The 14,765-nt window shown below is 43.1% G+C and carries 14 protein-coding genes; 6 read left to right on the forward strand and 8 right to left on the reverse strand.

Annotated elements, in window-relative coordinates; translation table 11 throughout:
- Positions 1-90: 90 nt before the first annotated feature.
- Together ACQY73_RS15055 and ACQY73_RS15060 are read right to left on the reverse strand one after the other, a co-directional pair.
- Complete coding sequence (locus ACQY73_RS15055; protein ID WP_428667484.1) at positions 91-987, reverse strand: metallophosphoesterase family protein; 897 nt, start codon at positions 985-987, stop codon at positions 91-93.
- A complete protein-coding gene (locus ACQY73_RS15060) occupies positions 987-1,943 on the reverse strand; it encodes an AAA family ATPase (protein WP_428667486.1) in 957 nt (318 codons plus the stop codon). The genes ACQY73_RS15055 and ACQY73_RS15060 overlap by 1 nt, the downstream gene beginning before the upstream one ends.
- A 258-nt stretch (positions 1,944-2,201) precedes the next feature.
- Between ACQY73_RS15060 and ACQY73_RS15065 the strand changes: the two genes are divergently transcribed.
- The gene (locus ACQY73_RS15065; protein ID WP_428667488.1) at positions 2,202-3,098 is read left to right on the forward strand and encodes a LysR substrate-binding domain-containing protein; all 897 of its coding nucleotides are present in this window, start codon (positions 2,202-2,204) and stop codon (positions 3,096-3,098) included.
- 100 nt (positions 3,099-3,198) lie between these two features.
- On the opposite strand, the gene ACQY73_RS15070 is transcribed toward ACQY73_RS15065, so the two are convergent.
- From ACQY73_RS15070 to ACQY73_RS15085, 4 genes are all read right to left on the reverse strand, one after another.
- Entirely contained in the window at positions 3,199-4,263 is a 1,065-nt protein-coding gene (locus tag ACQY73_RS15070; protein WP_428667490.1) for a DNA cytosine methyltransferase, read from the reverse strand.
- A 97-nt stretch (positions 4,264-4,360) separates the two neighbouring features.
- Complete coding sequence (locus ACQY73_RS15075) at positions 4,361-4,621, reverse strand: hypothetical protein (RefSeq protein WP_428667492.1); 261 nt, start codon at positions 4,619-4,621, stop codon at positions 4,361-4,363.
- On the reverse strand, positions 4,618-5,103 hold the full coding sequence (locus tag ACQY73_RS15080; RefSeq protein ID WP_428667494.1) for a DUF6932 family protein: 486 nt from the start codon (positions 5,101-5,103) through the stop codon (positions 4,618-4,620). Before ACQY73_RS15080 ends, ACQY73_RS15075 begins: the two co-directional genes overlap by 4 nt.
- Before the next feature lie 83 nt (positions 5,104-5,186).
- Positions 5,187-6,353: a serine hydrolase domain-containing protein gene (locus ACQY73_RS15085; RefSeq protein WP_428667496.1), complete on the reverse strand. Its 1,167-nt coding sequence runs from the start codon at positions 6,351-6,353 to the stop codon at positions 5,187-5,189.
- Positions 6,354-6,448: 95 nt separating this feature from the next.
- Here ACQY73_RS15085 and ACQY73_RS15090 point away from each other — a divergent pair, with 95 nt between their 5' ends.
- The 3 genes from ACQY73_RS15090 to ACQY73_RS15100 all read left to right on the forward strand — a co-directional run bounded on the left by ACQY73_RS15090 (position 6,449) and on the right by ACQY73_RS15100 (position 9,796).
- Positions 6,449-7,441 carry a polysaccharide deacetylase family protein gene (locus tag ACQY73_RS15090; protein WP_428667498.1) on the forward strand — a complete coding sequence of 331 codons (993 nt, stop codon included), beginning with the start codon at positions 6,449-6,451 and terminating at the stop codon, positions 7,439-7,441.
- A 315-nt stretch (positions 7,442-7,756) separates the two neighbouring features.
- Positions 7,757-8,737 (forward strand): glycosyltransferase, encoded by a 981-nt coding sequence (locus ACQY73_RS15095; RefSeq protein ID WP_428667500.1) that lies wholly within the window; start codon positions 7,757-7,759, stop codon positions 8,735-8,737.
- Positions 8,738-8,779: 42 nt separating this feature from the next.
- The gene (locus ACQY73_RS15100) at positions 8,780-9,796 is read left to right on the forward strand and encodes a glycosyltransferase family 2 protein (RefSeq protein WP_428667502.1); all 1,017 of its coding nucleotides are present in this window, start codon (positions 8,780-8,782) and stop codon (positions 9,794-9,796) included.
- Here the strand turns inward: ACQY73_RS15100 and ACQY73_RS15105 are convergent.
- Positions 9,765-11,018, reverse strand: coding sequence for a glycosyltransferase family 9 protein (locus ACQY73_RS15105; protein ID WP_428667504.1), 1,254 nt, complete (start codon positions 11,016-11,018; stop codon positions 9,765-9,767). The genes ACQY73_RS15100 and ACQY73_RS15105 overlap by 32 nt on opposite strands.
- A gap of 3 nt (positions 11,019-11,021) precedes the next feature.
- Complete coding sequence (locus ACQY73_RS15110) at positions 11,022-11,834, reverse strand: DUF5672 family protein (protein ID WP_428667506.1); 813 nt, start codon at positions 11,832-11,834, stop codon at positions 11,022-11,024.
- A gap of 385 nt (positions 11,835-12,219) precedes the next feature.
- Between ACQY73_RS15110 and atpA the strand changes: the two genes are divergently transcribed.
- Together atpA and ACQY73_RS15120 are read left to right on the forward strand one after the other, a co-directional pair.
- The gene (atpA, locus tag ACQY73_RS15115; protein ID WP_428667508.1) at positions 12,220-13,797 is read left to right on the forward strand and encodes a F0F1 ATP synthase subunit alpha; all 1,578 of its coding nucleotides are present in this window, start codon (positions 12,220-12,222) and stop codon (positions 13,795-13,797) included.
- A 9-nt stretch (positions 13,798-13,806) separates the two neighbouring features.
- On the forward strand, positions 13,807-14,724 hold the full coding sequence (locus tag ACQY73_RS15120; RefSeq protein WP_428667510.1) for a class I SAM-dependent methyltransferase: 918 nt from the start codon (positions 13,807-13,809) through the stop codon (positions 14,722-14,724).
- The last annotated feature ends 41 nt before the right edge of the window (positions 14,725-14,765 follow it).

The raw sequence follows: 14,765 nt of genomic DNA on the forward strand, positions 1-14,765 counted from the left end.
TAAATTATTTGCAGGATGTTTGACCCCATCCGGGGTCAAACAAAATAGTGCCAAATACTTCTTATTGCTTACTTAATATACTAATCTACGTTAAAATGAATGAGGATGGTAGGTATTCTCAACGCTTCCGTCGTTGTAGAGATCAATGATGGCGTAGCCGGGAGGCGTTTGGAGATAATAGTATTTTTGTGCTGAGTTTTTGTCGCCTTCTTCCCACCAAAAACCACTTAATGCGCCGTTGCAGAAATAGGAAATATCATTATAAACTACTCGATCCACCAAGTGAATATGTCCGCTGATGCAGGTTTTAATTTTGTCTTTGTGTTGATAAAACAGGTTGGCAAGGTACTTGAAATCAGTGTGCATTCCTCCACCGTCAAAGTGCGTACATACCGCCAATAATGGATAGTGGCTCATCACCAAAATGGGCGTATTGGCAGCAAGTTTAGCCAAATCAGCCTCTAACCAAGTTCTTTGTTCATCATCTAGGGAACCTGCACTTTTGTTATTACTGTCCAATACAATGAAATGCCAACCCTTCTTATCAAAACTGTAATAGCGCTTTGGAATTTCCAATTGCCTGACCACGTGCTCTTTACCATACATCTCATCTTGGGGTGAAGGAGCGGCCCACCACATATCATGATTTCCCAAACAACTATAGACTTCATACCCTTGAAGCAATGCACGACAGTTTCTCCATATCATCCATTGTTCATTCACCCGTTCACGAGTAATATTTTGATAATCAGCCGCGTAAATTGTATCTCCGCCGTTTAGGAAGAAATCCGGTTTATGCTTTTTGATCTCATCAACGCATTTTCGAAAACGATTCGGTGCATCATGCTCGGGACGAATGTGTATATCGGTGATATGGGCAATCCGCAAAATTCTTTTCTTGGCCTGAACTTCCGTACTTACATTTTTTACCGACAAAGTCGCGGCTGCTAAACCGATGTTTTTTAAAGACGCTCTACGATCCATCATTATCTTCCAATCGCTACTTTACGCAAAATGGAATCAATGACATAACGCGTAGTAATTCCATCCGCTTCGGCTTCGTAATTGAGCATGATCCGATGATTGAACACATCGGGAGCAGCCTCTTTGATGTCTTCGGGAAGAACATAATCGCGACCGGCAAAATACGCAATGGCTTTTGCGGCCAAATTGAGTTTAATGGTCCCGCGCGGCGACACGCCAAATTGCATGTACCGGGCTTCTTCACGCAAACCATAGTCCAGTGGACGGCGCGTGGCAAATACCAGTTCTACAATATAATTCTCCAATGTTTCGGAAAGCGTGATTTGGTTGATTTCGTGGCGAATCTGGTCAATATCTTCCTTGGTCAGGATAGCTTTAGGCTCGTAATTATAGTCTAGGTTCGACATACGGCGCATCACCTCTAATTCTTCCGTTTTACTGGGATAATCCACAAAAACTTTCATCATGAAGCGGTCCAATTGCGCTTCCGGCAATGGATACGTTCCTTCCTGTTCAACGGGGTTTTGGGTTGCCAACACAAAAAAAGGACGATCCAAACGGAAGGTATCTTCACCAATGGTCACTTGCTTTTCCTGCATTGCTTCCAACAACGCCGATTGCACCTTAGCCGGCGAACGGTTAACCTCATCGGCCAAGATCATATTCGCAAAAATGGGTCCTTTTTTAACTTCGTAATCGCCCAGTTTAGGTTTGTAGATCATAGTTCCGATAATATCAGCCGGCAACAGATCGGGCGTGAACTGAATCCGCTGAAAATCCAGATCCAATACTTTTGCCAATGTATTGACTGTAAGAGTTTTAGCCAACCCCGGCACGCCTTCCAAAAGAATGTGTCCTCCCGTGCATAAACCGATCAGCAACCGATTGATCAGATTTTCCTGACCTACGACCACCTTTCCCATCTCTTCAAAAATCTCCTGTATTTTCTTTTGTGGCATTTGGTTTCAAAGTATAGAGTAGCAAGTGTAAGATGTAAAGTTAGGAATTAGCCGTTTTTACGCCTTATTTTCTTTTTGTTTTTTCTGTTTTTGCAATCTCATAGGTCTACCCATCTCTTAGTCAAACCAACTGTTTTTCCAGATTATCAGCCTGTTATAGCATCCGAATATTTCAACAGATACCGTTTTGCCTTATTTTGCTTTAAAACTGTTTGGTAATTTCTATTTACTTTGTACATCAACCCAAGCTGATTCAACGTGTCTGACTTTCGCCTCAAAGTATTTAACAGTGTTGCTCAACACCTCAGCTTTACCAAAGCCGCAGGTGAGTTATTTATTACACAACCTGCCGTCACTAAGCATATTCGAGAACTGGAACAACAATATGGCACTCGGCTGTTTGAACGCAAAGGAAACGCTGTTTACCTAACTCCTGCGGGCGAGTTGCTCAAAAAGTACGCGGGTCAAATTCTACATTTATACCAGGAAGCCGGCTTCGAGCTAAGCACGCTGCAATCCAAACACAGCGGCATTCTTCGGTTGGGTGCAAGTACTACCATTGGTCAATACCTTATTGCGCCCCTTTTAGCTAAATATTATGAGAAATTTCCTCAGATAGAACTGTCATTGCTCAACGGGAATACCGAAATGATCGAAAATGCTGTTTTATCGCACACCATTGATTTGGGGGTGGTAGAAGGGAAAAAACATCATTCGGGCATCAAATACGTGGATTTTATGGATGATGAACTCGTGGCCGTGGTACACAGCAACAGCAAATTGGCACCTTTAGAGGAAATTACCATTGAGCAACTTACCCAAATTCCGCTGGTCTTGCGCGAACGAGGTTCAGGGACGTTGGAAGTGATTGAAAGTGCCTTGAAAGAACACAATTTGAAACTCTCCTCTCTGCAGATCATCATGCATTTGGGCGGAACCGAGAGCATAAAATCATTTTTGGAACACGCCAATTGCATGGCTTTTCTCTCCATTCGTTCCATTCAGAAAGAACTGGTCATGGGGCAACTGAAGCTGATCAAAGTAAAAGAGTTAGCTCTTTTGCGAAAATTTTGGCTGATTCACTTACAGGGGCAACCCGAGCCGTTGGCCGAATCGTTCATGCGTTTTGCCTTTCGGGAATACAGTAAGAAATAATTGTGTGCTGTGTACAGGCGGTTTTGAGAAACCGCCTGCTAAGGCGCAGTCGCTCGGCTCCGACGAGTGACCGTTATTAAAAGGCCTCCGGCCGCTGTATTCAAAAATTAGGTAAATTGTAAGGCAGAATTTTCTCCAAAACTTTCTCCGCCGTAGCTCTGATCGCCGGAACCGCCACCGAATTGCCAAACTGTTTATAGGCCGAAGCATCCGCGACCACGATCTTAAATTCATCCGGAAAACCTTGCAGGCGCGCCCATTCACGCGGGGTCATTTTACGAATTCCTTCCCGATTTACTTCTCCCTTGATTCTGGTCTGTGGTGTAAAATCGGTAATTCTAAAGTCGTACACTAAGTTACGTTCGCGGCCCATTCCTCCTACTACAATGGCATTGGAAATGGCATCGTCCGAAATAATTTCGTACCCAAAACCGTTGCCTTTCGCGGCATGACGTTGTTTATGTTTGGCCAGTGTCAGCAAATATTGAGTTGATAAATAATACTTTGCCGGCACAGGTACCTTTTCTTTAACGTCTTCAAAAGCCACCGGAATGCCTGACGGTTTAGGATATTCAAAATTATCAACGCATAAATCTTCACGAAAACCAACGATAAAAACGCGCTCTCGATTTTGAGGTACGCCGAAGTCTTTGGCATTCATTACTTTGGGCGCAGGCACATAATACCCGAGGTCTTCGCGTAACGTATTTAAAATCACTTTAAGCGTCTGCCCCTTGTCGTGATTAATGAGACCTTTGACATTTTCTAAAAAAATGGCTTTGGGTTTCTTTCGGCGAATAATATCGGCAACGTCAAAAAACAAAGTGCCTCGTGTATCTTCAAACCCTCCACGACGGCCGGCAATGGAAAAGGCCTGACAGGGAAATCCCGCGCACAAAATATCAAATCCGTCGGGAATGAGGCTTTTTGTTGATTCTTTGGTAATGTCGCCTACGGGAGCTTCGCCGTAATTGGCGGCATAGGTCTTCTGTGCCTGCAAATCCCATTCACTGCTAAAAACACACTGGCCGCCAAGGGATTGCAAAGCCATTCGAAAGCCACCGATTCCCGCAAACAGATCAATAAATGTAAAAATGGGTTGGGCTATAGATGGGAAAGGAATGCTTTCTGTCTTAATGGAACTGAATTTTTCGGTTACTGTCATTGCTACTGCTTTTCGTCTTTGACTGCAAATAGCTAAACTTTGTCACGGATTGCAACAAAATAATAAAACAGTTTAAGCTGAACCTTTGAAACAAAATTCATGAAGCCATTGCATAACTATATTCTCCGGTCTCGCCTTCCTGTTTGGCAAGATGCAAACCAAATTCAGCCATAAGTTCATCCAAACGAGAGGCATGTTGCTCTCGAAGTCTCATAAACCCTTCAATAGCTGTACTATCTTGTGGTGATACTGCTTTATGTCTTTCAATAGCACGATTGGTACGGTCAATTAAATCGAGTAAATCGAAAACGGATTCTTTCAAAAACTCAGCTTTAGATAGTTGATTTTCAAAGTTCATAGCTTAAAATCAATTTGAATAATGCCTTTTGGATATTTGTTACCGTTACGCTGTACTTTTGTTTTTGAGAACAAATGTAACCATTCTAACGTATCCAACTTGGTAATAATTTCATAATGAGGATGTTCAACCGGATAAAGTTTCACAAAATATGAATCTATCTTTTTTTCTCTTTGTAATTCATAGCCCGAAAAGTTCATAAGTTTTTGAGCTTGTATTTCATAGATTTTATGATCGAGAAAAGTAATAATATCAATATCGTTTGGATTAACTTTCTCAGAAACAAAGCTTCCATCAATCCATTGATAAAATGAGCCCGTTACTTGATGTTTGAAGTCAACAATTAATTGTTGGTAATTTTCAAAAATTCTCCTCCTGGTTGCTGATTTCGGGAAATTTGTAACAAATACTTGCTCAAATGACACTAGATCAGTCTTAATAATATCATAAGGAAATAGATTTCCTAAATTGTCAAATGTCACTTTTAATTGTGTTTATTCAAAAATAGACAAATAAGTTCATAACTAATGGTTATACCTTTCCAAAAATTAAGCATACATGCAGACTACTTTGAATTTCCCAACACCTCCATCGCGGCCTGCAAATACATTTCAGAATCCTGTTTGAAATAAGGAGTCACTTTTTGAGGAGCTTCTTTGTGTCCCAACCGCACAACCACCGCGTTTTTGGACGGAATGGCCCATATCAATTGTCCCAATAGTCCGCGCATACTGACGGTTTGCAGGCCTTTATAAGGTTGCATCCAAAACTGATAACCATATACTTCAATGGGTTTGTTGGTTTTTGGATCAATGACATTCTTGGCGGGACTGAGCGCTTCGGTCATGTATTTTTCGGAAGCAATTTGGCGACCTTTCCAATTGCCTTTCCAAAGCATCAGGTGGCCGAAGCGAGCGTAATCACGCGCGGTGGGCGCAAAACAACAATATGCTTTTTCCCGACCTTTCGGTTTGTCGAGCATCCAAAAAGCGTCTGTTTCACTGCCAATACGTTGGAATATTTTTTCGGAAGCCAGATCGGCTATTTTTTTGTTATATACTTTCTCCAAAACCAATCCCAAAATCTGCGTATCGCCGCTGCTGTATTCAAATTCTTTGCCCGCAGGTTTCTCAACGTGCAGTCCGTCAACGACGTTGGCCATGTCTTCGCCATAATAACCGTAGGCATTATTACTGAACGTTCCTCTATCTTTTTCGTGCCAATCCAACCCGCTGCTCATGGTCAGGCAATGGCGAAGCGTGATTTTCGTTTTCTCTCCGTCACGAAACGAATCAATGTAGTTCGCGATGGGTTCGTCCAAACCTTTGATCTTATTTTCATACAGCGCTACCCCGATCAACATTGAAATAACACTTTTGGCCGCCGAAAATGATTGGCTTAAGGTCTTTTGGTCAAAGTTTTCCCAGTATTTTTCATAAACCAATTTGCCATCCTGAAACACCAAAAATGCCGTTGTTCGGTACTTTTCCAACGTGTCCATAAGGTTTTTGGAAATAACTGCCTTGTTGAAATTAGAGTCCAATGGCCAAGGCTCAGGAATGGTTGAGGCCAATACCTGACGTTTGGGGTGATTTTTATAATCCAAAATATCGACTTCTCCCCGTTGTATATAATTACGAATGTGTGCAAAAGGCGGCGTGTACGTCAGGCCCGCGCCTAAAAGCAACACGCCACCCAAGCTAAAAAGTATATTCCGATATAGTCTTTTCATACCAAAAAAAAGTAAATAATAAAGGTGGTTTTGCCGAAACAGGTAAGGTTACATTACTAAAGACTTTAATGAAGCAAATATAAACGCTGTTGTCCATGAAATATCTTTTAATCGCTACGTTATCTTTCTTCTGTGTAACGAAAAGCATGTCCCAGGAAACATTCGCTGAAAAATTGGGTTATCCCAAAGGCAAAAAAGTCATCATTTTTCACATTGACGACGCCGGCATGTCGTACGAAGCCAATCAGGGAACAATTTTGGCCATGGAAAAAGGCGTTGCCAACTCCACCAGTGTTATGATGCCCTGTGGTTGGGTGCCCGCCTATATGAAATACGTACAACAGCACCCTACCACCGACGCCGGCGTTCACCTTACCCTGACTTCCGAATGGAAAGGCTACCGTTGGTTTCCACTTTCAGGTCGTGAGAAAGTCCCCGGTTTGTTGGACAAAGAAGGAGCCATGTGGTCCAATGTTCCCGATGTGGTCAAACATGCCACACCCGATGAAGTGGAAATCGAGATCAGAGCGCAGATCGCACGCTTTCGTCAATTTGGCGTGGAGCCGTCGCACATTGACTCGCATATGGGAACACTTTTTGGCTCGCCGGCTTTTACCGAACGGTATATTAAAGTAGGGATTCAGGAGAAAATCCCCGTAATGCTGCCGGGAGGCCATGCTACACTGATTGCAAAAGAACGCAACAGCGGCGCGCAGGAAATTCAGCAGTTTCAGCAAATAGGAAAAATGCTTTGGAACGCCGGCCTGCCTGTTTTGGATGATTTATTTGCGGATACTTATGGTTGGAGGCTGCCGGCCGAAACGCCCAATACCGAAGAAAATTTGCGTAAAATGAAAACGCAGAAATACATTGACCTATTGAAAGAAGCTAAACCGGGGATTACAATGGTGATCATGCACTGCGCCGCCCCAAGCGACAATTTCAAAGAACTTACCGATTCGTGGCCTACGCGCTACGGTGACTTATGGGCAATGCAAGACCCTGAACTTAAGAAATTCATCGAAAAAGAGGGCATTATTCTCACCACTTGGCGCGAAATGCGTGAACGACGTGCGAAGGTGAAATGAGGTTAATTTAGTTAACCGAAAAATGAAAAACGGCAAAAGTGGAAGACGCTTTTGCCGTTTTATCATTAGTGACCAACCATTTTCAGGCTTAAATAATAGGCATATTTACCTGTTGTGGCCTACGCTTGTCAGTTTAATTTTATCAATAAGGGCTATATCAGGACGTTAAAAATAGGATACTCCGAAAAATATTCCGGCTACTCTCTCTTTCTTAACTATCTATTCTTGTCATTTCCCGAATAATCAAAAATCCAACTTCACTGTTCGAAACTCAAAAGAAGCGTTTATTTTTGCCCAAAATCTACTGTTTTTCTGATGCGTCTTGCATTTACCATTTGTACACTCAGCCATTTAGCTCAGGCCAAAACCATGGCCGACAGTCTTGTGAAGCACAATCCCGATTATCAGGTCGTTATCGGTCTCTTCGATAAAATCAATGATCGAGACGTTTCTTCGGTTGAAAAGTACCTACTTGTTGAAATCAATAAAGAACAAATACCGGACTTTGAACAACTTTTTGACCGTTATACTCCTTTTGAACTGAGTTGTTTGGCCAAACCTTACCTGGCCAATTGGCTTCTGACCAAGTACCCTCAGGTTCAAAAACTGCTTTATTTCGATTCTGATATTCTCTTTTTTGATAGTTTAAAGGCAATCGAAGACGACTTGGAAGATCACAGCATTGTCATTACGCCTCACGTAACGAAGCCTATCATTACGGAAGGGCTGCCTCGATTACGAAGTTTTCTCAACGCCGGACTGTACAACGGGGGTTTTTTTGCTCTTCGCCGCAACGACGAATCATTGACCTTTCTTCATTGGTGGCAAGACCGCGTTTGGCACGAAGGTTACCACAATTTTGCAGAAGGAATGTTTGTAGATCAGCTATGGCTCAACTACGTTCCGCTTTTTTATCCCAATGCGTTGATCAGCAAGAATCCCGGCTACAATGTGGCTTACTGGAATATGCACGAGCGAAAAGTGACTGAACGTAAAGACAGGTTTTGGGTCAATGAAACAACCCCTTTATTATTTTTTCATTTCAGCGGGTATCATCTTTCCCACCCCGATGACTTATCGGTACATCAGAATAGGTATACTTTTACAAACAGGCCTGATGTAAAACCATTATACGATATCTATAAAAGCTCGCTCATTGCTAACAAAGACCCCGATTTTCGTGCTTTACCCAATGCATATCATAATCCTTCTTACTTTTATCAAAAAAACAAAGCGCTAAAGCGAGTAATTATTGCCGGATGCAGGCGTTTATTACGGTTATTGAACGCCTCTTGAGTAATTCATTTTAGTATATTTTTAAACCACTTTTTCCCCGGTATGTCTACCAATAAATCACTGATCTCCGTCGCTTTGTGTACCTACAATGGAGACCGGTTTTTATGGGAACAATTGGAGAGCTTAGCTCGCCAAACTCAACTGCCTGACGAATTGGTGGTTTGTGACGACAATTCCTCGGATCATACCATTGAGTTGGTAAAAAAATTTGCCCAAACTGCTCCTTTTAAAGTAACTGTTTTTGTTAACGAGCAGCAATTGGGCGTAACCAAAAACTTTGAGAAAGCCTTGACGAAATGTGAGGGGGATATTCTCTTTCTATGCGACCAGGATGATATATGGGAACCGGAGAAAATAGCTCGTATGGCATTGTTTTTGGAGCAAAACCCTTCGTTGAGTGTCGTATTTTCAGATGCTGTTTTAGTGAATGAACGGGCAGAACCGCTTCCAACTACATTCTGGCAGATCGTACGTCTCCACTCGCCCCAATTGGAACAATGGAAAAAAGGTGAGAGCATTAAGGTGATGCTTGTCGGCAACCGCGTAGCAGGTTGTACAATGGCCCTTAGAAAAACGTTTTTACAGTCATTGGTCCCTTTCCCCAATGACATACCTGAATTTCTTCACGATACCTGGATTGCCTTTGTAGCGTCTGTACTGGAACAGATCCAATACATTCCCGAACGCCTTGTTCAGTATCGACAGCATGGTGCGCAACAAGTTGGCACGCGCCCTAAAAATTTAACACCATTGAGTCTCAAACAGCGGTTGGCAAGACCACATCAGCTGAAACTGCTTCCTTATCAACAACGTCAGCGTGAGCTTCTTACGCTGTATAAACACCTGCAACGGGTTATTCCTCAAGGACATAGTAACCTAAAAATTGTAGAAGAGAAAATTCATTTTCTAACCGTAAGAGCCAACCTTCCCGGCAATCGGGTACTGCGTCTTGTGCCGGTTTTTAAAGAATGGGTAAAAGGAAATTATCATTATTTTGCCGATCAGGACACTTCGAAGAAAGGTATATTTATGACGGCTCTTGGGGATGTTTTGGAATAACCGAAATGCCTGTACGGGGGGCTACATCTACTTTGTCTTCAGTCGTTATTTTCTCCACAATTATCCGGCTCACTTCGGGCGTCTCCAATTTTTCGCAATACATTACTTTAACGTTCCGGCGCACATAATCGACCCCTTTACTGAGTACATGGGTATGAAAAAGAAGTACAGGATGGTTGGCGATGGGAAAGAAAGGAAGCCCTGAAGCTTTATAAATGGTGATCGTTTCACAGAAAATGCAGCATAAATGTTCAGGAAATGAGTCCAACGTCAGCGCGTAATCTGCTTGTGTAGATAGAAAAGCCAACTCCTGAATGGACAATATTTTGGAAGCATCAACTACTCGCTCCGGAAATTGAGCCTCTGTAGCCTGGCGAATTCCGTTGATAATTTGTGCTGATAGGTCTGTCTGCCCGCAAAGCACAACTGAGTAATCTGACTTTAGAAGCACTTCTTTTAATATCCCGACCCAAAATGAGTTAGACATTTGCCGGTGCGTTTCTCCCGTCTCGGGAAACAGTAAAATATAGGGTTTTAAGAGTTTTACGGCAAGTTTTGATTCAATACTCCGGGAAGAAATAGCTTTATCAATAGGGAAGTAAGGAACCACATCTTCCAATTTTACTTCGATGCCGATCTCCTTCAATAAAGCAGCGTAGGCCTCAAAATGATGATAGTTGCCATCTTGTCTCGGAATTTCCAATTCAACGTCTAAAAAACTGCCCATTCCCCGTCGGTTAAATCCTACGGCTCTTTTAACATGTGTGAATGGTAATACAAAATGCGAAACCCCGTAAGAAGTACGAACATCCAGATAAAAATCGTACTCTTCCCGTCTTAACACCGGTAACGCTTCCTTAAATGTTTGATAATGTCGTTTTACCTTTTGCCACCAACTTATCTTACTTCGGTTGCTTAAATAATGATCAATGACCAAAATATGGCGAATGTAGGGGTTGTGTTCATTGACCGCCCGGCACCAGCTTGGTGAAATAATATCGATGATCGCATTGGGATATTTTTCGCGAATGATGGGAAACAGATAAGATACCGTAAGTGCATCGCCCATGTGGCCCAATGAAGCGATCAGGACTTTAGGAGTGGCAGCAATAGCCCCTTTTTCCCGCTTACGATAAAACCACCGCACATAGATATCAATGAAGAAATCCAGAATGCGTAATGGAATTGTCTCGCGTGGGGTACCACTGTAATGCCGCTTCATGCGCTATAATTTATAACCAAATTTTTCAAAATGGGGCTTCCAGAAATCTAATTCGTGAATATCCCAGGCATGGCTCCCAAACGGAAGTTGATTGCCATTCAATACAAATGCTTTGGAGGGCATATCTTCCACCGAAAAACGAAGTGCCTCTCGCCAACCCGGCAAACGCACTTGTTTGATGTACCGATTCATTTCGATGCAAAAGAAAATATCTTCATTGTAAAACGACCCTTTCTGTGCCAAATACTCTTCAATCTTCGGACGGTTGTTTTGCACAATGTCCAACATTTTCTGAACTTTTCGCAACGAAAATCCGCCGTTGCCTACCGTAAATTTTATCGTCACGTCCAGCGGTTGATTGTTCCGTTTTTTATCCTTTAAATTCAGCCAAATGGCTAATTGTTTCTTTAGACTGAAAATAACGCGATCGGTAACAGAACTGAAATCACGTTCGATACGCCAAGGCGCACCAATATAATCATATCCTTTCCGGCACCATTCCGAAAGCTCATCACGAAATACGAATGCGTCCAATTGATAGATCAGAATATATTCATAGTCATTGAATCGCTCATAAAACTCCGCAGAGAGCATCAAGCGATTATAGGTTTGAACACTTTTGAAATAATCGTCGGCAAAATTCTCTACTTCCAGTTGCGGATGAGCTTCTGTTATATACGAAATATCCAGCGAAACGGGTTTTATAATAACAATGGGGTGTTCTTTCAAGACGCGCAGTCCCTGGGTAAAAGAGACTTGCTCGTGCAAACTGAAAACGGATTTGTACAAGGGAATAACAACGGCGACAGGCTTCATACCACCTTATTTTGTCCGATAAAAAATTTTAAGGAGGCAAAAGTAAGCTAAAGGTAAAACAAAAACCCCATCTAAAATAAAATTTTACCGATACATCAATTGGTGTTGCATTAATTAGTATACCAATCGGTTGGTCGGTATGTTTGTGATCTTCGCCTAATAAAACAGCCTTTTGAGGCATTTAGGGCATCTACTGAACTTTTAGCAAAAAATTGTATATTTTTTATAATGAGCAATACTAACAAAGCAAATTTATCACTAATTTTGCGGCAAATTTAAACGTAGTTGTGAGTGAAAGTCGGGGGATTAAGCATTTTTAATACTTCAACGGCCTGTCACAATTAACGAACCGATTACTAATACTAAACATAAACACAAACATACTATGGTAGCTGTAAGACCGGATGAGGTTTCGGCGATACTTCGGGAGCAATTGGCCGGTGCAAAAACCGACGCCCAACTCGAAGAAGTAGGTACGGTACTGCAAGTAGGCGACGGGGTAGCTCGTATCTATGGCCTGACAAAAGTACAAGCGGGTGAATTGCTCGTATTTGAAAATGGCCTTAAAGCCTTGGCTCTTAACTTGGAAGAAGACAACGTTGGAGCCGTATTGCTTGGAGAGTCGAACGAAATCAAAGAAGGTGATACCGTAAAACGTACCGGCGAAATCGCATCCGTAAAAGTAGGTGACGGTATCGTAGGACGTGTCGTAAATACATTGGCCGAACCTATCGACGGGATGGGGCCTATCCAAGGGGAAACGTTTGAAATGCCCGTAGAGCGTAAAGCTCCCGGGGTAATTTATCGTCAGCCGGTAACAGAACCGCTTCAAACAGGTATCAAAGCAATCGACGCCATGATTCCCATCGGTCGTGGTCAGCGCGAGTTGGTAATTGGTGACCGCCAAACGGGTAAAACCGCCGTTTGTATCGATACTATTATCAACCAAAGAGAATTTTACGATAAAGGCGAACCCGTATTTTGTATCTATGTAGCCTGCGGCCAAAAAGCCTCAACCGTAAAACAGGTAGAAGCTACGCTTCGCAGATATGGTGCAATGGATTACACCGTTATCGTAGCGGCTTCTGCTTCTGATCCTTCTCCAATGCAGTTCTTTGCTCCGTTTACGGGAGCCGCTATCGGGGAATATTTCCGCGATACCGGTCGTCCGGCATTGGTTGTTTATGATGATTTGTCAAAACAGGCCGTTGCGTACCGTGAAGTTTCTCTTTTACTTCGTCGCCCACCGGGCCGCGAAGCCTATCCGGGTGACGTATTCTATCTTCACAGCCGTTTGCTGGAACGTGCCGCCAAAGTAACCACTTCGGATGAGATCGCTAAAAACATGAACGACCTTCCGGCTTCGTTGAAAGACAAAGTAAAAGGCGGTGGTTCATTAACGGCTCTCCCGATCATTGAAACACAGGCGGGTGACGTTTCGGCGTATATTCCTACCAACGTAATTTCTATTACAGACGGTCAGATCTTCCTGGAATCCAACCTGTTCAACTCAGGTATTCGCCCGGCCATCAACGTAGGTATCTCGGTATCTCGCGTAGGGGGTAATGCGCAGATCAAATCCATGAAGAAAGTAGCAGGTACGCTTAAATTGGACCAAGCGCAATTCCGTGAATTGGAAGCATTTGCTAAGTTTGGTTCTGATTTGGATGCCTCTACCAAATTGACGATCGACCGTGGTCGTCGTAACCAGGAAATCCTGAAACAAGGTCAGTTCTCTCCGGTCAGTGTCGGCGATCAGGTTGCCATCATTTACGCCTCCATCAATGGTGTATTGGACAAAGTACCCGTATCAAGAGTGAGAGAATTTGATATAGAATTCATGAATTTGTTGAGAGCCGTTCATCCGGAAGTACTTCCGAGCCTGGCTGCGGGCAAATTGGATGATTCTGCTACTGATATTATTAAAAAAGTTGGTCGCGAACTGGCCGCCAAATACGCATAATTGAGCTAAATGTCGCGAATTAAAGAAATCGTCAAGGCTACGCCCCTCATCGGGGACGTAGCCCGATTTATCGGTAAGTACCGTACACGGGTTCCCGCCGGGCATTTTTACAGCCCCATCGTATCCGTGGATGAAGTACGCAAACGTGAAGCACAGATCTATCCGGCGCCTCCGCGCACATTGCCGGGTCTTGACCTTCGCGAAGAGGAGCAGGTAGCTTTGATGAAGACGTTTGCAAAATCGTACTTCCCATCGGTTCCTTTTACCGATACTCCTCAAGACGGTTTTCGGTATTACTTTGTCAACAAGTATTTTATCCACGCCGACGCCACCACGCTTCATTGCATGATGCGGCATTTTCGACCCAAGCAGATCATGGAAGCCGGGTCGGGGTTTTCATCGGCGGTGATGTTGGATACCAACGAGCGATTTCTCGATCAAAGCGTAAAATTCACTTTTATTGAGCCTTATCCCGACCGTTTGTATTCGTTGTTGACACCGGCTGACCGGCAGCAAACGACGATTTTTGAAAAAACGTTGCAGGATATTCCCGTCGATTATTTTGAAAAACTGGAAGAGAACGATATTCTTTTTATCGACTCAACGCACGTATCAAAAACGGGAAGCGATGTCAATTACTTTTTGTTCGAACTATTTCCGCGTCTCAAACCGGGCGTCATCGTTCACGTTCACGACGTATTTTATCCGTTTGAGTACCCCAAAGCATGGGTAATTGACGGTAACGGACGTTTTGGCTGGAACGAAGCCTATAGTTTGCGCGCCTTTTTGATGTATCAGGATACGTTTCAGATATTGTTCCATAACGATTTTCTTCAAACGTTCCATGCTGACTGGCTTGCCAAAAATATGCCTACCTATGCCACTCGCGGCCGTGGTTCCAGCATTTGGCTGCGCAAGGTCAAGTAAGCAGTTGGCAGTAATGCCGATAAGTTAGATTTGGTCATTCA

It is taken from the genome of Runella sp. (genome assembly GCF_965279615.1).
GTDB lineage: Bacteria > Bacteroidota > Bacteroidia > Cytophagales > Spirosomataceae > Runella.